12 protein-coding genes and 4 pseudogenes are annotated in these 17,093 nt (G+C 60.1%); 12 read left to right on the forward strand and 4 right to left on the reverse strand.

From position 1 onward, the window contains the following. Nucleotides 1-16: 16 nt before the first annotated feature. Nucleotides 17-766 carry a helix-turn-helix domain-containing protein gene (locus ACSQ2Z_RS24115; RefSeq protein ID WP_436083739.1) on the reverse strand — a complete coding sequence of 250 codons (750 nt, stop codon included), beginning with the start codon at nucleotides 764-766 and terminating at the stop codon, nucleotides 17-19. A gap of 527 nt (nucleotides 767-1,293) precedes the next feature. Here ACSQ2Z_RS24115 and ACSQ2Z_RS24120 point away from each other — a divergent pair. From ACSQ2Z_RS24120 to ACSQ2Z_RS24140, 5 genes and pseudogenes are all read left to right on the forward strand, one after another. Next, nucleotides 1,294-1,572 carry a hypothetical protein gene (locus ACSQ2Z_RS24120; protein ID WP_436083740.1) on the forward strand — a complete coding sequence of 93 codons (279 nt, stop codon included), beginning with the start codon at nucleotides 1,294-1,296 and terminating at the stop codon, nucleotides 1,570-1,572. 318 nt (nucleotides 1,573-1,890) lie between these two features. After that, a complete protein-coding gene (locus tag ACSQ2Z_RS24125; RefSeq protein ID WP_436083741.1) occupies nucleotides 1,891-2,610 on the forward strand; it encodes a hypothetical protein in 720 nt (239 codons plus the stop codon). 332 nt (nucleotides 2,611-2,942) lie between these two features. Continuing rightward, nucleotides 2,943-3,859: pseudogene (gene rfbD, locus ACSQ2Z_RS24130) on the forward strand (dTDP-4-dehydrorhamnose reductase). A gap of 7 nt (nucleotides 3,860-3,866) precedes the next feature. Beyond that, nucleotides 3,867-4,640 (forward strand): annotated as a pseudogene (locus ACSQ2Z_RS24135) (oligosaccharide flippase family protein); the annotation flags it as partial. 2 nt (nucleotides 4,641-4,642) lie between these two features. After that, nucleotides 4,643-4,765, forward strand: a pseudogene (locus ACSQ2Z_RS24140) (NAD-dependent epimerase); the annotation flags it as partial. 62 nt (nucleotides 4,766-4,827) lie between these two features. On the opposite strand, the pseudogene ACSQ2Z_RS24145 reads toward ACSQ2Z_RS24140, so the two are convergent. The 3 genes and pseudogenes from ACSQ2Z_RS24145 to ACSQ2Z_RS24155 all read right to left on the reverse strand — a co-directional run. Beyond that, nucleotides 4,828-5,061 (reverse strand): annotated as a pseudogene (locus ACSQ2Z_RS24145) (transposase); the annotation flags it as partial. Between the two features lie 208 nt (nucleotides 5,062-5,269). Beyond that, on the reverse strand, nucleotides 5,270-6,499 hold the full coding sequence (locus tag ACSQ2Z_RS24150; protein ID WP_436082954.1) for an IS4 family transposase: 1,230 nt from the start codon (nucleotides 6,497-6,499) through the stop codon (nucleotides 5,270-5,272). 154 nt (nucleotides 6,500-6,653) lie between these two features. Further along, complete coding sequence (locus ACSQ2Z_RS24155) at nucleotides 6,654-7,985, reverse strand: dicarboxylate/amino acid:cation symporter (RefSeq protein WP_436083742.1); 1,332 nt, start codon at nucleotides 7,983-7,985, stop codon at nucleotides 6,654-6,656. Between the two features lie 227 nt (nucleotides 7,986-8,212). Between ACSQ2Z_RS24155 and ACSQ2Z_RS24160 the strand changes: the two genes are divergently transcribed. From ACSQ2Z_RS24160 to ACSQ2Z_RS24190, 7 genes are all read left to right on the forward strand, one after another. Then, nucleotides 8,213-10,087 carry a sensor histidine kinase gene (locus ACSQ2Z_RS24160; protein WP_436083743.1) on the forward strand — a complete coding sequence of 625 codons (1,875 nt, stop codon included), beginning with the start codon at nucleotides 8,213-8,215 and terminating at the stop codon, nucleotides 10,085-10,087. Nucleotides 10,088-10,091: 4 nt separating this feature from the next. Then, a complete protein-coding gene (locus ACSQ2Z_RS24165) occupies nucleotides 10,092-11,438 on the forward strand; it encodes a sigma-54-dependent transcriptional regulator (RefSeq protein ID WP_436083744.1) in 1,347 nt (448 codons plus the stop codon). Nucleotides 11,439-11,677: 239 nt separating this feature from the next. Continuing rightward, on the forward strand, nucleotides 11,678-11,992 hold the full coding sequence (locus ACSQ2Z_RS24170; RefSeq protein WP_436083745.1) for a helix-turn-helix domain-containing protein: 315 nt from the start codon (nucleotides 11,678-11,680) through the stop codon (nucleotides 11,990-11,992). Next, complete coding sequence (gene hyfB / locus ACSQ2Z_RS24175) at nucleotides 11,989-14,010, forward strand: hydrogenase 4 subunit B (RefSeq protein WP_436083746.1); 2,022 nt, start codon at nucleotides 11,989-11,991, stop codon at nucleotides 14,008-14,010. Before ACSQ2Z_RS24170 ends, hyfB begins: the two co-directional genes overlap by 4 nt. Next, a complete protein-coding gene (locus ACSQ2Z_RS24180; protein WP_436083747.1) occupies nucleotides 14,001-14,957 on the forward strand; it encodes a respiratory chain complex I subunit 1 family protein in 957 nt (318 codons plus the stop codon). The genes hyfB and ACSQ2Z_RS24180 overlap by 10 nt, the downstream gene beginning before the upstream one ends. After that, on the forward strand, nucleotides 14,957-15,622 hold the full coding sequence (locus ACSQ2Z_RS24185; protein ID WP_436083748.1) for a hydrogenase-4 component E: 666 nt from the start codon (nucleotides 14,957-14,959) through the stop codon (nucleotides 15,620-15,622). Before ACSQ2Z_RS24180 ends, ACSQ2Z_RS24185 begins: the two co-directional genes overlap by 1 nt. Continuing rightward, on the forward strand, nucleotides 15,619-17,082 hold the full coding sequence (locus ACSQ2Z_RS24190) for a hydrogenase 4 subunit F (protein WP_436083749.1): 1,464 nt from the start codon (nucleotides 15,619-15,621) through the stop codon (nucleotides 17,080-17,082). The genes ACSQ2Z_RS24185 and ACSQ2Z_RS24190 overlap by 4 nt, the downstream gene beginning before the upstream one ends. The last annotated feature ends 11 nt before the right edge of the window (nucleotides 17,083-17,093 follow it).

Below are 17,093 nucleotides of genomic sequence, written 5' to 3' on the forward strand. Positions count from 1 at the left end.
CAGGCGGCATCCGAACTCAGTTCTCACTCATTGGCTGCCCGCTGTGGTGATGGTTGCGAAACCTTGCAGCTGCCTCGGTCCTATTGTGGACGCCCAACTTCCGAATGATGTGGTGCAGGTGGATCTTCACGGTATGCTCGGACAGCCCGCATTCGGCGGCAATCAGCTTGTTCTGGAGACCGTGCGAAACCATCCCGAGGATCTGCGACTCGCGTGCGGTGAGTTCGGCGATGGTGTTCAATCCATTCTGCGAAGCGGGCGCTGCACCGTTGTGTGCAGATAAAGTCGCGCTTTGATCGCGCAACATCGTCTGGATCATCAGCCCCGGTGGAAAATACTCACCGCCGCAAAGCATCAGACCAATGATCGACAGCCAGACGTCGAGCCTGAGGTCCATCGGGAGAACGCTGCGAATGAGCGGAGAGGCTGCAACTTCGCTCAGAGGCGTCACCTGAACCTTGTCGTAAGGCTCGATGACGGCCGTAAGGGCATGCGGGTGTATTCGCAGAAGTTCGGCCGATGCGGCTTCTGCTTTCTTCATCAACGCTATGTCAACCAGAATAAGCGCAACCGGATGAGAAAAAGTCGTGCAGGCAGCGCCAACATGCTCGACCTGCTCGATGCGGATCCACGGGAATTCCCGTTCAATGGCATCGATCAATCGTTCCGATACGCTTCCGCTGTTCGTCAGAATCAAAATGACGCGTTGCGGCTCAAGCCGCCTTCTGGCGCCTGCAGCGTCATATGCATTCCCGTCCAACAGCATATCCGTTACCTAGCACACCATTTTGCATCGATCCTTAAACCGGCCGATTTCAGGATTTACGCAAAATTCCAAAGTGTAGGAGCGATCTTAGCCACGGCCGGAAAGGCACGCGATGCTCCAAATCAGTCCCTGCATGCCATGGCGGCACACACTCGTGGACTTTAGCCCAGTTCGTTGACAAGCGCGATGACGCAAAAGGGCGGAGACGGGGGCTGACGCTCAATAGACGAGGAGATATAGCTAGGTCCTCACTCATCCAAATGGTCTAGTACCTGAACTCCGACGGTAGTACGCTTGCGCCTGTTCTCCTACCCCTCCTTTGCCGACATCCGTCATTAGATCAGCCAGGCCGAGCCGGTATCCACCTGGGTGTAGTTCAGGTACGCGCAGGCCCCGATTTTCAGCAATATTGATGACGCTGAACCTCCGCTCTTCCCCTTCTCAATCCGTGTTCAATTGGCACACTGAGCATTGCGCTTGGCCTCGCGGCAACGGGGCGCTTTGGTTTTGCAGCATGGAGAACGACCTTGAACGCATCTTTCCGGCCTTGCCTTGGACCGCTTCACGCAGCGTTCATCGCGGCGGCGATGGGTGTCTTCGGCAGCATCGCGACTCCGGTTCTGGCCGATGACTCGCAACTTGCATCACAGACGAGAATTCGACTGACGATCGTCCAGTGGATGCCCACGAAAGGCGTCTATGAAAAATGGGATGCGATCGGCGGCGAGTTCCTGATTTCGGAGGCGAAAACGGTTTCGCTGCCCGTGATCGGTACTCTGTCTGTCAGCTCGATGACGTTGGGCTAGCCGCCGAAATTTCCAGGGAACTGAAGGCCAAAATAGGATTGGTCGAAACACCTCAGGTCACCGTCGAAATTCTCGAGCAGCAACCGATCTACGTCGTGGGAGATGTAAGTAAGCCGGGAGAGTACAAGTTTCACCCCGGCCTCACCGTTTTGCAGTCTTTGGCCATGAGCGGCGGCGAATTCCGACCATCGAATGGCTCCCTGAGCTCCGGGGATAAGATAGGATATGTCGGCCAACTTCGGGAAACCGAAAACGCCATATTGCGCAGCAAGATACGGATCGCCCGGCTTTCAAGCCGAGATTTCTGGCGCAAAGGAGATGCGGTTCGATCAAAGTTCGCAGGAAGATCGAGAACTCGCCGCGGCAATCCTTGAACAGGAAAAGGCCATTCTCGTCGCCCGCATCAAGGTCGTGAGCCGGCAGTCGAAGTCTCTCGTGGAATTGCGCGAGCTCCTCAACGCTGAAATCGGTGTCATCGAAAAGAAGATCGGTGGCACCGACGAGGACATCGCATCGATCAAAAAAGAGGTCGCGAGTGCCAAGAGCATGGTCGAGCGTGGCATTGCGCTTCCATCACGCCAAGCAGATCTTGAACGGACCCTACGCAGTTACCACGCCAATCGGCTCGACCTGGTGACGGCCATCATGCGGGCACGCCAGAATATCGCCGAGACAACGCGCAATCTTGAGGGACTCTATGACAAGCAGCAGACGGAGGTCGCCTCCGAACTGCAAGCGCAACAGGCCGATCTGGATCAACTGGTACTGAAGCGTGATACCACTCAGAAGCTTCTGCTGAACGCCCTGTCCGAGGGCGTGGGATCGGGCACATTTGGCGGCGGCGTTACGCTTGCCTTTACAGTAACGCGACGAACCGGTGAAGCGATCAGGGAGATCCCCGTGTCGGACTCAACCCGTCTGTTGCCGGGCGACGTCGTACGGGTCGCTCGCAAAATGTCCCAGAGCCCTCAACCCTCTCCGCAAATGACGCAGCTTCCGGAAACACGGAACACGCAGTCCGAACAGGTAAGCCAATGAGCGGCTCGTAAGCCAGGGGCTAACGAAGCGAGTGAAACGAACAGACGCATTTCAAGGCAGAACCAAGGGGCTCTTGCAATGAAGGGGATCACATTGGCCGGGGGAGGCGGCACACCCTCTACGATTACCTTCATCGACGACCGGCCGGGTTACAACTGCCGCTGCGCGACAGACGCGTCCGATATCGAAAATCAGTTGGGTTGGAGGCCACAAAAAAGATTGGAAACTGGGCCTGTGCGAACCACTGCCCTTTGTCTTGACAATGGGTGGTGGAAGGCGATCCGTGAGAACACCTGCGCCGGCCGCCGGCCCGGCAGAGTGGCGGCGAAGCAATGAAAATTGTGGTGACCGGCACGAGCGGCCAGGTGGTGACCAGCCTTGTCGAGGCGGCGGCCGGCATGCCGAACATCGAATTGGTAACCGTCGGCCGGCCGGACTTCGACCTCGCGGATCCCTCATCCATCCAAGAGGCGATCCTTGCGGCCAAGCCTGAAGTCGTCGTGTCGGCAGCCGCCTATACTGCGGTCGATCGCGCCGAGCACGAACGGAACCTTGCCTATTCGCTCAATGTTGTCGGTGCTGCTGCGGTGGCCGAGGCGGCGGCGGCGCTCCGCGTGCCGATCATACATCTGTCTACCAATTACGTGTTTTCCGGAGACGACCCCTATCCTTACCACGAAGAGGACGACGCCGAACCAAAAACCGTCTACGGCTACACCAAGTTGCGCGGCGAACGCGCCGTTGCCAGCGTCAACCCCGCCACATGATCCTGCGGACAAGTTGGCTCTATAGTCCATTCGGCCACAATTTTGTCAGGACCATGCTGCGCATGGCATCCGAGCGTCAGGCGGTTGCGGTCGTTTCCGATCAATGGGGCAATCCCACATCCGCTTTGGGCCTGGCCGTTGCCATCCTGCTCGTCGCAACGCATCCGGCAAAACATCATGCCGGCGTCTTTCATGTCGCCGGCACCGGCGAGACCAACTGGACCGGGTTTGCAAGGCATATCTTCAACGCAAGCCGGACCCATGGCGGCCCTTTCGCAGAGGTCAAGGACATCGCTTCCGCCGACTACCGCACAAAGGCCAAGCGCCCGTCCAATTCATGCCTCTCGACCGACAAATTCGAGAGGGTTTTCGGCTGGCGGGCGCCAAGCTGGCAAACGAGTGTGAACATTGTCGTCCGGCGTATCATCGACACGGACTACCGTGGCTTTCCATCGAAAACGCACGGGAAGCGAAAGACTTGAGCGATCCATGAACATGAACAAACCCCCGGTTGCCGGGCACACCTACATCCAAATCCTCAAATCGACGGTGTTGATCGGCAGTTCGTCGCTGGTCTCCTTGGGGTTTGCGATCATCCGCAACAAGGCAATGGCTGTGCTGCTCGGACCCGAGGGTGTTGGCCTGATGGGCATTTACAGCTCGATCGCCGACATCGCCCAGACGGTTGCGGGTCTCGGAATCCAATCCAGCGGCGTGCGCCAAATCGCCGAGGCCGTCGGAACGGGAGACGACGGAAAAATTGCGCGAACCGCATTCGTCCTGGAACGGGTATCGATGGTGCTCGGCATCGCCGGCACGATCATGCTTGCGGTATTGGCCTTCCCCGTGGCGTGGCTCACATTCGGCGACCATCAGCATGCCGCCGGCATCGCATTGCTCGCGCTTGCCATTTTCTTTCGTTTGGCCTCCGCGGGCCAGACGGCATTGATCCAGGGACTACGTGAAATTTCAACTCTTGCCCGCATCAACGTGGTTGCCGCATTTTTCACGACGGTGATCACCATACCGCTGGTGTACATGTTCGGCTCCGAAGGGATCGTGCCGTCTCTTGTCGCCGTCGCTGCCGTCACGCTTCTGACGTCGTGGTGGTACAGCCGGCAGATGCTCCAGACGACGCCCGATCTGTCTGCTCCGCAGTTCAGGCAGGAGCTGGCGGGCCTCGTGAAACTGGGCCTCGTCTTCATGATCAGCGGCATGCTCACCCTGGGTAGCGCCTACATCGTCCGCATCATCGTGCTGCAGCAGTGATCGCGGCATCCTCGGCATCCGTCCTTGGTCTTGCCGACAGTTTTCCAACAACCGAGGACCATCATCCCTACAACAACCGCACGATCGACGGCGCGGCAAAGGCATTCAACGAGCCGCTTTCAGTCATTTTAACGCTTTGGCTGTCGATCGCGCCTGCTGTCGGCGAGGCTTCTTTCCCCTCCAGTTTCTGCGCGGCCTCGTAGAGAAGGGTCCGCAGCATACCGTCGCCACAACGGGAAACATGGCCTATGCGGTTACTCTCGCCCGACTGGTTGAGAATCGGCGTCAATCCGAGAACAGCTCCAACCGCCCGCGAGGATCGGAATCGGGCCGGAATGTCGATTGTCGCCGCGTATGCCAGCGACACGATTGGGCCAACGCCGGGCACCGTCATCAATCGCTGGCAAACCGGATCGATCTTGGCTTCTTCCCGAACCTCGTGGTCTAAGTCCAATACGGTTCACATAACGACTCTGATGGCGTTTTTGATGTTGACGGGCGGTGGTGGCCTGTCGGCTTTTCGTCGGACAGGGAAGTTACTCATCTTGCGTTTGACGCCGCGTTTGTTTCGGCGATGAGCGCGGGGTGGGACGCGCTCCTGGAGGATCTCGGCGAGGATGGCGCTATGCAGGGCGGCTCGACGCCGAGGGGGGAATAGCGCCGAAGGCGGGGAGCTTTCGGCGGATGACGCGAACTGCGTGCAGAAAGGAGAGCCGATCGGGGTCCTCGTCGGCCTGGAGGGCGGCTTCATGCATGAGACCGCGAATGGCGAAGTGGGCCATCAACAGGCCGAAGACCTCCTGGCGCACCAGGTCGGGGGTTTTGCTGCGCAAGACGATCTTGGCGCCGCGCAGGTGGGTCTTGAGTTCGCCCAGGGCGGTCTCGATTTCCCAGCGCTCGTGATAGAGCGCGGCCAGGTCTTCGGCGCCGGCCTTGGCGTGGTCGAGAACCGTGGTGGCCAGGCGATAGATGGGCTCGGCACCCTCGACGCCGTCCAGGCGGTAATCGATGACGCGAACTGCGACGCCCTTGGTCTTGCGCCGGCGATCGGTCTCGGACGGATAGATGTGGCTCAGATAGGAGCCGTCGGGCAGCCGTTGCTCGTCTTTCAGGCGCGCATTCTGCTTGATCCTCCAGAGCAGGTCGGCTCCGGTGGCGCTGGCCTGGGTCCACATCGCGTAGCCAAAGAAATTGCGATCCGCCAAGCAAAGCATGCCTTGGCGCAGGGCTGGCAGAACCTCTTTGGTCAAGGCGATCTCGCTGGTGGTGCAGCCAGCCATCTTCGTGCCGAACAAGACATGCGTGCCGTTCTCCACCAAGGAGACGAAGCGGACTTGCGGGAAGGCGCTTTCGCCATGACCCGCGCCCGGCCGACCGAAGGCGGCCTCGAGAGCCGGATCGTCGGCGACGTCGAACGTGCTGCCGTCGAGGCTGACCAGACGCCACGCCCCGAACCAGGCCCCCTTGGTCCCCCGTGTCGCGATGGGCTGCACCATCGCGTCATGCAGGCGCTGCACCGCCTCGAAGCCGAGCCGCGTGCGGGCTTGGGAAATACCCGATTTTCCCGCCACCTTGAGCGCAGCCCCCGGCCCGCTCAGCCATTGGACGCCCTCCAGCATGCACCGCAGCACCTCTTTACAGGAGGCGTTCATGAACAGCGCCAGGGCGATGACGTAGTAAACCACCACATGAGCCGGCAGATCGCGCTGGCGGATGCTGGTCTTGCCCGACGCGGCCAGAACCTCATGCACCTTGCCGATCGGAAATGTCTTGGCGATCACCCCCAGACCGATGAAATCCGTGATCCGGCGTCCCGCCGCAAGCCCCGCCACCGTACGCCCCATCAATCCCACCCCCGATTCGCAGGTGGGCATTGATTCACAGCCATCGTTAACTGAATGTTAATTTTACTCTAAGTGAACCGTATTGGGTCTAAACGTGTAACGGCTCGCCTGGGCGAGCCGTTACACGTTTTCTCGGAAAAAGCACAAAGAGGTACCGCTTGTCCTACTCGGCCGGCTGGAGGCCGGTTGGCGGGAGGCTGTCAATGACCTTTCCGTCGAGCGCCTTGGCAAGCTGGTCCGCGTCCAATTCATTCTCCCAGCGAGCAACAACGATCGTGGCGACTGCGTTGCCGACGAGGTTGGTCAGCGCCCGGCATTCGGACATGAAGCGGTCGATGCCAAGAATGAGCGCCATGCCCGCGACCGGCACGGAAGGCACGACAGAGAGCGTGGCGGCAAGCGTGATGAAACCGGCACCGGTAATGCCTGCTGCGCCCTTGGAGCTCAGCATCGCGACAAGCAGCAGCAGGATCTGATCGCCCCAGGAGAGGTCGATATCCGTGGCTTGGGCGATAAACAACGCGGCCAACGTCATGTAGATGTTGGTGCCATCGAGGTTGAAGGAATAGCCGGTCGGAATGACGAGGCCGACGACCGAGCGCTTGCAGCCGGCCTTTTCCATCTTGTTCATCAGTCCCGGGAGGGCAGCTTCCGAGGATGAGGTGCCAAGGACCAGCAGCAGTTCTTCCTTGATATAGCGCAGCAGCGCCAGGATCGAGAAGCCGTTGTAGCGGGCAACAGCGCCAAGGACAACGAGCACGAAGAGCAGCGAGGTGACGTAGAAGGTGCCGATCAGCATGGCGAGGTTGGCGATCGAGCCGACGCCATATTTGCCGATAGTAAATGCCATGGCACCGAAGGCGCCGATCGGAGCTGCCTTCATCAGAATGGCGACGAGCTTGAAGATCGGCGCCGTCAGCGCGTTGAGGAAATTGATGACCGGCTCACCCTTCTCACCCACCATTGCAAGCGCAATGCCGAACAGCACGGAGAAGAACAGGACCTGCAGGATATCTCCATCCGCGAAGGCGCCGACAATCGTGGTCGGGATGATGTGGGTGAGGAAGCCCGTGATGCTTTGCTCATGCGCCTTTTCGGTGTAGGTGGCGACTGCCGTCGGATCGAGCGACGCCGGGTCGATATGCATGCCCGCGCCGGGCTGGACCAGGTTGGCGACGGCGAGGCCAATAATCAGGGCAAGCGTCGAAAAGGTCAGGAAATACAACATGGCCTTGCCCGCGACGCGGCCGACCTTCTGCAGGTCGCTCATGCCGGCAATGCCGGTTGCCACGGTCAGAAAAATGACCGGGGCGATGATCATTTTGACAAGTTTGATGAAGGCGTCGCCCAAAGGCTTCAGTTGTGTGCCGAGTTCCGGGTAAAAATGCCCAAGAAGGATACCCGCGGCGATGGCTGCGAGAACCTGGACATAGAGATGCCTGTAGAAAGGTGTCTTGCCTTGGGGCCGTTCGGCCGCGTCGAATGCTGCAATCATGATTTCCTCCTTCTGGCCCGCCGGAACACGTTCCGGCCTCCCGAGCCGTTCGCTTCAAGTCCAACGGTCGAGCCGCTGTTGAGGAAATGCTTCGCAATCGCCATGCCAGTTTTCTCATCTGAAGGTAAATCATTGAAAATACGCCATTAAAAACAACCGTCCACTACAGCCATAGGCGACTTTTATGCGAGATTTCACACCGGAATTGTTGATGTTTGTGCGAAAATATGCACAACTTCGCCATGGCTGTTTTGGGATTTCAGTGGTGGGCGCCGTCCGCTCCATTGCACACGCGCATCCGCTGGGCGTGGTTTATCTATGCGGGCGTGGCTTTAATGGTAATCGTCGCCGGATTATGGGGAAGCGGCGAGATCGGGCGGCAACGCGCTGAAGTCGCGCTCGAAGCGCAGGCTCGCAACGGTGCCAGTTTGAATGCAGCACTCTTGCGCACGGTCCTGGAAAAATATCGAGCGCTTCCCTTTGTGCTTTCGCAGGATAGCGCGCTTGCCACGGCGCTGGCGGCAAACGACGCCGGTGCGTTCGACCAGCTCAATCGCAAGCTGGAAATACTGGCCGCGGGCACGAAGGCTGCGGTCATCTATGTTATCGGAAACGACGGCGTCGCGGTCGCGGCCAGCAACTGGCACGAACCGACGAGCTTCGTCGGCAATGACTATCGCTTTCGCGAGTATTTCCAGCGCGCGATGGCCAAGGGGCAGGCTGAGCACTTCGCGCTTGGCAGCGTCAGCAAGAAACCGGGGCTCTATGTTTCGCAGCGTATTGGCGGCAGCAGCGGCCCGCTTGGCGTCGTCGTGGTGAAGGTCGAATTCGATGATGTCGAGGCGGACTGGAACGCCTCCGGAAAGCCATCCTATGCGATTGACGAGCGCGGCATTGTCCTCGTCACCAGCATTCCTTCCTGGCGTTTCATGACCATCGGCGAAATCGCTCCCGATCGCCTCGCCAGCATACGCGAAAGCCTTCAGTTCGGCGACGCGCCGTTGCGACCCCTGCCGATCCATGTCGTAGGAGCCCTCGGCGACGGGCTCGATCTGGTCCGGATCGTCATGCCGGGCGATGCCGGCGAGACGGCATTTTTGAATGTGCAGGTTTCCGTACCGACCACGGCATGGCAGTTACAGCACCTGGTGTCACTGAAAGTGCCAATCGACGCCAGCGTGCGCGAGGCGCGCATGCTGGCGCTGCTTGTCCTTTTGCCATTTTTGGCAGCAGGCGCTTTCCTGTTGCGCCGGCGCCATTCCCTCGCGTTGCGGATATTCCGCGAGCAGCAGGCGCGGGAGGAACTGGAACGCCGCGTGACGGAGCGAACGCTGGATCTCAGCCAGGCGCGCGACCGTCTGCAGGCGGAAATCACCGATCACAGAAATACCGAACAGAAACTGCAAGCGGTGCAGCAGGATCTAGTGCAAGCCAACCGGCTGGCCATCCTCGGCCAGGTCGCGGCTGGCGTCGCGCACGAGATCAATCAGCCGGTCGCCACCATTCGAGCCTATGCCGACAATGCGCGCGTATTCCTCGGCCGCGGGCAAACGGCGCCTGCTGGCGAGAACCTGGAAAATATTGCCGCGCTGACCGAGCGGATAGGCTCGATCACCGAAGAGTTGAAGGCATTTGCTCGCAAGGGCCGCAGCGCCGCGGAACCCACCGCGGTGGTGGATATCATCGAGGGTGCGGTGATATTGCTGCGCAGCCGGTTTGCGGGGCGGATGGACACACTCGACATCGACCTGCCCGAGGCCGGCCTCATGGTGATGGGAGACCGCATCCGGCTGGAGCAAGTGTTGATCAACCTTCTGCAGAATGCACTGGAGGCGGTGGCGTCGAAAGGTTCGCAGGGCCGCGTCGAGGTCAGGGTGGTGAACGATGCGGACACCGTGATGCTGACCGTCGCAGACAACGGACCGGGCATTTCGCCGAAAATCCGCGAAGGGCTGTTCACGCCGTTCAACACCTCGAAGGAAAGCGGCCTCGGTCTGGGACTGGTCATATCCAAGGACATCGTCGCCGACTATGGCGGCCGGCTCGAGGTATCGAGCGATGACAGCGGAACGCAATTCGTCGTTTATCTGAAGAAGGCATGAGATCATGGACCCGCTGACGCCAGTCGCTCTTGTCGATGACGACAAGGATCTTCGCCGCGCCACCGCGCAGACGCTCGAACTGGCCGGGTTTACCGTTTCAGCGTTCGGCAGCGCCAAGGCGGCACTTGTCGAACTGTCGCCGGACTTTGCCGGTGCCGTCGTGACGGATATCCGCATGCCCGAGATCGACGGATTACAACTGTTCAAAATGTTGAAGCAGATCGACACCGACCTGCCGGTGATCCTCATTACGGGCCATGGCGACATTCCAATGGCCGTTCAGGCGATCCAGAACGGCGCCTATGATTTCATCACAAAGCCTTTTGCGGCCGATCGCCTGGTCCAGAGCGTACGTCGTGCAAGCGAGAAACGACGGCTGGTGATGGAAAACCGTGCGTTGCGGCGGGCGGCCGAGGACGCGCAGGACAGTCTGCCGCTGATTGGCCAGACACCGGCGATGGAAAACCTGCGGAATATCCTGCGGCACATCGCCGATACCGACGTCGACGTGCTTGTTGCTGGAGAAACCGGCAGCGGCAAGGAGGTGGTCGCCCAGCTTCTCCATCAGTGGAGCCGAAGGAAAAAAGGCAATTTCGTGGCGCTTAATTGCGGCGCCCTGCCCGAGACCGTGATCGAGAGTGAACTGTTTGGCCACGAAGCCGGCGCCTTCACCGGCGCCCAAAAGCGTCGCATGGGCCGGATCGAGCATGCGAGCGGCGGCACGCTTTTTCTGGACGAGATCGAAAGCATGCCTGTGGCCACGCAGGTGAAGATGCTTCGCGTTCTCGAAATGCGCGAAATCACGCCGCTCGGTACAAACGAGGTACGCCCGGTCGATCTCAGGGTCGTGGCCGCCGCCAAGATCGATCTCGGTGATCCCGAAGCGCGCGGCGATTTTCGAGAGGATCTCTATTATCGGCTGAATGTCGTGACCATCTCCATTCCTCCGCTTCGCGAACGCCGCGAGGATGTTCCCCTGTTGTTTTCGCATTTTGCCGCCCGCGCCGCGGCCCGTTTTCATCGGGACGTGCCTCCCCTTTCAGAGAGCGTGCGCCGCCACTTGTTATCGCATGCCTGGCCGGGAAATGTGCGCGAGCTTTCCCATTTTGCCGAAAGGCTGGTACTCGGGCTTGAAGGAGGCACCGAGAAGGCGATTTCCCTGCCGGCAGCCACAACTACGCTCCCGGAGAAGCTGGAGCAGTACGAAGCGGAAATCATTCGCGAAGCGCTGGCGGCCAATGACGGTGATGTGCGCCGGACGATCGAAGCGCTCGGCATTCCACGAAAGACGTTTTACGACAAACTGCAGCGCCACGGCATCAATCGAACCGGCTACGCCGCGCGCAAATGATGCGACAGCCAGTCGCCTCGCCGCCGTCGCTCCCGACTCGGCGGGTGGCTGCCGTGGCTCCCTCAGGAAAACCACATGGATTGGCGCGTCCGGCGCGGTCCAGGAGAGCGTGTTCACACGGCCATTGCGACCGGTCTTAAATCTTTGCTTGGCCGATCGGAATATTGATTTGAAACATCAATAAAGAGGTCGTAGACTTTGAATATTAGAGCCTGACTAACATAAGCGATGGTTGAATCTTGATTACTGCCGCTCAGCTGCGGGCAGCCAGGGCCCTCCTCGGCATCGACCAGCGGCAGTTGGCCGAATTGGCGGGAGTTTCTGTGCCGACCATCCAGCGCATGGAGGCAAGCGCCGAGGTGGTTCGCGGCAATGTGGACTCGCTCATGCGGTTGCTCTCCGCCCTGGAGATCGCCGGCGTCGAGGTGATTAACGAGGGAGCGGTCAGCGAAGACGGTGGGCGCGGCGTGCGGCTGAAGGCAACCGTCAAGCCCCTCCAACGCAAAGCCTCGAAATTATCCGACACCGTGCGCGGACCAAGGGGGCGCCCATGATGCCGGCTGTCGTCATGCTGTTATGTGCGATGGCCTTTGTGGGAACGGCGGTCGTCGCGATCCTCGTCGCGCGGTCGATCCGGGCCACACAGGTGATCTACGGCACAAGCTTCGTTATTTCGAGTATCGCTTTTGCGACCTCGCTCATTCAGCTTGCCTCGGCGATTTCACCGGCTGCGGAATCAACGCTCATCCTTCCTCTCGGCTTGCCGTGGCTGGGAGCGCATTTCCGGCTCGATACGCTTGCCGCCTTCTTCCTCGTGGTCGTCGATCTCGGCGGCGTCCTGGCCAGTCTCTACGCCCTCGGTTATGGCCGTCATGAACACGCGCCACAAAGGGTCCTGCCGTTCTTTCCTGCCTTTCTGGCCGGCATGAACCTCGTGATTCTGGCGGACGACGCCTTCACCTTCCTGCTCTCCTGGGAATTCATGTCGCTGGCCTCATGGGCACTCGTGATGGCGAACCATCGAGACGCCGACAATCGGAAGGCAGGCTATCTCTATATAGTCATGGCGAGCTTCGGCACACTGGCCCTCCTGCTCGCATTCGGTCTCCTCGCTGGTCCTCAGAGCAACTACGATTTCGCCGCTATGCGCGCTGCCGGGCATGCGCCGTTTACGGCCGGCAGTGTGCTCATTTTGCTGTTGCTCGGCGCCGGCTCCAAGGCCGGGCTGGTGCCGCTGCATGTCTGGCTGCCGTTGGCCCATCCGGCCGCGCCAAGCCATGTCTCGGCCCTTATGAGCGGTGTCATGACGAAGGTCGCCGTCTATGGCTTCATCAGGGTTGTCTTCGACCTGCTTGGCACACCCACGGCGTGGTCAAGTGTTGTCGTGCTGCTGTTTGGCGGCGGAACCGCGGTCCTGGGCATCCTGCATGCGCTGATGGAGAAGGATCTCAAGCGGCTTCTTGCCTACAGCACCATCGAGAATATCGGCGTGATCTTCGTCAGTCTGGGGCTTGCGCTTGCCTTTGCCGCGAATGACATGCGCCTGGCGGCGGCGTTGGCACTCACAGCCGCGCTGTTCCATGTTCTCAACCACTCGTTCTTCAAGAGCCTGCTCTTCTTTGGCGCCGGCGCGGTGCTGACGGCGACGGGCGAGCGGAACATGGAGAAGCTAGGCGGCCTCATCCATCGCATGCCACTCACCAGTTGCGCGTTTCTTGTTGGATGCGCGGCAATCTCCGCTCTGCCACCGTTCAACGGCTTCATTTCGGAGTGGCTGGCCTTCCAGGCCATCCTGCAGAGCCCCGACCTGCCGCAGTGGGGGCTCAAGATCATGGTGCCGGCGGTCGGGGGCTTGCTGGCATTGTCGGCGGCACTTGCGGCGGCCTGTTTCGTCAAGGTTTTCGGTGTGATTTTCCTCGGCCGGCCACGAACCCAGGTGGCCGAGCATGCGCGAGAGGTCGACCGCTTTTCGCTTGCAGCGATGTTGACGTTGGCGGTGTTCTGCCTTCTCGCCGGCATTCTCCCCGGGGTCATCATCGACGGTCTTGCACCTGTGACACGCTCGCTGATCGGCGACAAAATGCCGGAGCAGATGAGCATACCGTGGCTGTCGATCGTGCCGATCGCCGAGAGCCGCAGCTCCTACAACGGCTTGCTGGTATTCCTGTTCACAGTGTCGTCAGCGTCACTTACGGCCTATGTCATTCACCGATTTGCTTCGCGGCAGTTGCGCCGGGCACCCGCCTGGGACTGCGGCTTTCCAGACGCTGGCGTCGCAACACAATATACGGCCGGCAGCTTTGCCCAACCTATCAGTCGGGTTTTCGGGACGCTCGTCTTCCAGACACGCGAGCGGGTCGAGATGCCGGCACCAGGCGATCTCCGCCCGGCTCGTTTTACCGTTGCATCCCGCGATCTGATCTGGGACGGCCTCTATATGCCGGTCGCAGGCGCCGTCGGGTTTGCCGCCGAAAAGCTCAACCACCTGCAATTTCTTACTATCCGGCGCTATCTGAGCTTGGTCTTCCTCGCTCTCGTCATCCTGCTCCTGGTGCTGGCGCTATGGTCTTGATTTCCGCGCTTTTCGTCCAGGCTCTTCAGATGGCAGCGGTCGTGTTGCTTGCGCCGCTCCTGACCGGCTTCATACGCAAGGTCAAGGCGCGATTGCTGCGCCGGCGGGGGCCGTCCGTCATCCAGCCCTATCGCGACCTCCTGCGGCTTCTGCGCAAGGAAGTCGTGCTGGCAGAGAATGCGTCCTGGCTGTTCCGGGTGACCCCTTATGTGATTTTCGCCGTGACCTGGGTTTCGGCGGCGATCATTCCCACCTTCGCCACCGGGCTCATGTTCAGCTGGACGGCGGATCTGATTGCCATCATTGCCCTGCTTGGCAGCGCCCGCTTCTTTCTGGCACTCGCCGGCATGGATGTCGGCACCAGCTTCGGCGGTATCGGCTCAAGCCGCGAGGTGATGATCGCGTCGCTGGCCGAGCCGGCGATGCTGCTCATCATATTCACACTCGCCCTTGTCGCCGGCTCGACCCAGCTTTCCACCATCGCAACCTTCATGACCTCGCCGCAGGTCGGGTTGCGGGTTTCGCTCGGCATTGCCCTCATCGCGCTTACGATGGTGGCGATCGCCGAAAACGCCCGCATCCCCGTCGACAATCCGGCAACCCATCTCGAACTCACCATGGTACATGAGGCAATGGTGCTCGAATATTCCGGCCGCCATCTCGCGATGATAGAACTGGCCGCATCTCTCAAGCTATTGCTCTATATCTCCCTGATCGCCTGCATGTTCGTGCCGTGGAAACTGGCGGCGCCGGACGCCGGTCTGGCAGCCCATCTGCTCGGCATGCTCGCCTATCTCGCCAAGCTTGCTGTTGGCGGCACACTGCTTGCGCTGTTTGAAACGGCAACCGCCAAGATGAGAGTTTTCCGCGTGCCCGAATTCCTTGGTGCGGCCCTGATGCTTGGCCTGCTTGCAACTCTTTTGCTGTTCGTCTCAAGGAGTCTATGATGAACGGTCTTGTCTTCGATATTGCTCATCTGTTTGCCGGCGGCCTGGTTCTGGTCAGCATGATGATGCTGTACCAGGACCGTCTCTATGCGCTGCTCAACGTTTTCGCGCTGCATTCGTTGGTGCTCACGCTGTCCGTGGCCTGGCAGGCATTTGTCCAGGACGCCCCGCATCTCTATGTGACGGCGGCGATCGCGCTCGTCTTCAAGGCGATCCTCATTCCCGTAGTGCTCCACCGCATGATCCGGCAACTCGGCATTCACCGCGAAATCGAAACCGTTGTCGGCATCGGCCCGACGATGCTCGCCGGCCTCGGGCTTGTCGCGCTGGCGATGGTGGTGATGCTGCGGGTGACGCCTGAAGCAGACCCTTTGGCGCGCGAGGATCTCGCCTTTGCATTGTCGGTTCTGCTGCTCGGGCTCCTGATAATGGTTACCCGCCGCAACGCGGTCAGCCAGGTTGTCGGCTTCATGTCGCTCGAAAACGGGCTGGTGCTTGCCGCCACCGGCGCCAAGGGCATGCCTCTGGTGGTGGAAATCAGTGTCGCCTTCTCTATCCTCATCGCCTTCATCGTCATCGGCGTTTTCCTGTTTCGCATCCGCGAGCGGTTCGACACGGTCGACGTCCGCGCGCTCGATGATTTCAAGGGAAGGAGGCGAAGATGAGCAGCTTTCTGCCCGCCTTGCCTTTCGATCCCGTGGCGGCCGCCCTTTTGATACCGATTGCCGCGGCCGCCCTCCTGGCGCTCTTGCCCGGCTATCGAATGACTGCGCGACTGAACGTATTCGCGAGCCTGCTGACCCTGATTGCCGCTCTTTCGTTGTTCACGACGGAGCGGCGAGCGCCAGGGCAGTATCTGCTCATCGACGATCTCAACATCGTCTTTATTATCCTCAATACTTTCGTCGGTTTCACCACCAGCGTGTTCAGCGCCAGCTACATTGCGCATGAGCTGGAGACCGGCCGGCTGACGCCCGCGAACCTTCGATTTTACCACGCCATGTATCAGATCATGATGTTCGGCATGAATCTGGCATTTGTGTCGAACAATATCGGTCTGATGTGGGTCGCCGTCGAGCTTGCAACGCTGACCACCGTACTGATGGTCGGCATCTATCGCACGCATGAAGCGCTGGAAGCGGCCTGGAAGTATTTCATTCTGGGCAGCGTCGGCATCGCGTTTGCACTTTTCGGCACTATCCTCGTTTACATGGCGGCACAACCGGTAGTTGGTGAAGGCTATGATGCGATGGTCTGGAGCCTTCTGGTCAAGCATGCCGCCGCCTTCGACCCGGCGCTCCTGAATGTCGCGTTCGTGTTTCTGCTGCTTGGCTATGGCACGAAGGTCGGCCTCGCCCCCTTGCACGCCTGGCTACCCGACGCGCATGCGGAAGGGCCGACACCGATCTCCGCCGTGCTCTCCGGCCTTCTTCTGAACGTCGCGCTTTATGCTGTGCTGCGCTTCAAGATCCTGCTCGCCGCCAGCCCTGAGACGATTGCTCCCGGGCCATTGATGGTGACGATGGGGCTCACGTCATTGGTCTTCGCCGCCTTCATGCTCTACCGCCGCCGCGACATCAAGCGCATGTTTGCCTACTCCTCGATCGAGCACATGGGCATCATTGTCTTTGCCTTCGGCATGGGCGGACCGATCGCCAATTTCGCCGGGCTGCTGCATATGGTGATGCATTCGCTGACCAAATCGGCGATTTTCTACGCTGTCGGCCATATCGCACAGATCAAAGGAACGCAGAGACTCTCCAGCATCCGCGGCCTCACCGAGACCCATCCAGGGCTCGGTTGGGGCTTGGTGATCGGCGTCGTTGCCATTGCCGGGTTGCCGCCCCTGGGGATTTTCATGAGCGAGTTCCTCGTCGTGACCTCGACATTTGCGCGCCAACCATTGCTTGCCATTCCGCTTGTCCTCGGACTTTTGATCGCCTTTGGCGCATTGTTGCTGCGCCTCACCGGCGTCGCCTTTGGCCAGCCGCGCGGCAGTACCGCGCCGGCCGAAGCGTCCTACATACCGATGTATTCCCACCTCGCCTTGGTGCTGGGCGCCGGTATCTACCTGCCACCGCCGCTGGTCTCCTGGTTCCAGCATATCGCCAACCTTCTTGGATAATGGGAACCTCA

Source organism: Pararhizobium sp. LjRoot235 (assembly GCF_964254145.1).
GTDB lineage: Bacteria > Pseudomonadota > Alphaproteobacteria > Rhizobiales > Rhizobiaceae > Pararhizobium.

Coding starts and splice junctions, on each gene's coding strand:
- ACSQ2Z_RS24115 (WP_436083739.1), bottom strand. CDS start 766: ATGCTGTTGGACGGGAATGCATATGACGCTGCAGGCGCCAGAAGGCGG.
- ACSQ2Z_RS24125 (WP_436083741.1), top strand. CDS start 1,891: ATGCGGTTCGATCAAAGTTCGCAGGAAGATCGAGAACTCGCCGCGGCA.
- ACSQ2Z_RS24155 (WP_436083742.1), bottom strand. CDS start 7,985: ATGATTGCAGCATTCGACGCGGCCGAACGGCCCCAAGGCAAGACACCT.
- ACSQ2Z_RS24160 (WP_436083743.1), top strand. CDS start 8,213: ATGCACAACTTCGCCATGGCTGTTTTGGGATTTCAGTGGTGGGCGCCG.
- ACSQ2Z_RS24165 (WP_436083744.1), top strand. CDS start 10,092: ATGGACCCGCTGACGCCAGTCGCTCTTGTCGATGACGACAAGGATCTT.
- hyfB (WP_436083746.1), top strand. CDS start 11,989: ATGATGCCGGCTGTCGTCATGCTGTTATGTGCGATGGCCTTTGTGGGA.
- ACSQ2Z_RS24180 (WP_436083747.1), top strand. CDS start 14,001: ATGGTCTTGATTTCCGCGCTTTTCGTCCAGGCTCTTCAGATGGCAGCG.
- ACSQ2Z_RS24185 (WP_436083748.1), top strand. CDS start 14,957: ATGAACGGTCTTGTCTTCGATATTGCTCATCTGTTTGCCGGCGGCCTG.
- ACSQ2Z_RS24190 (WP_436083749.1), top strand. CDS start 15,619: ATGAGCAGCTTTCTGCCCGCCTTGCCTTTCGATCCCGTGGCGGCCGCC.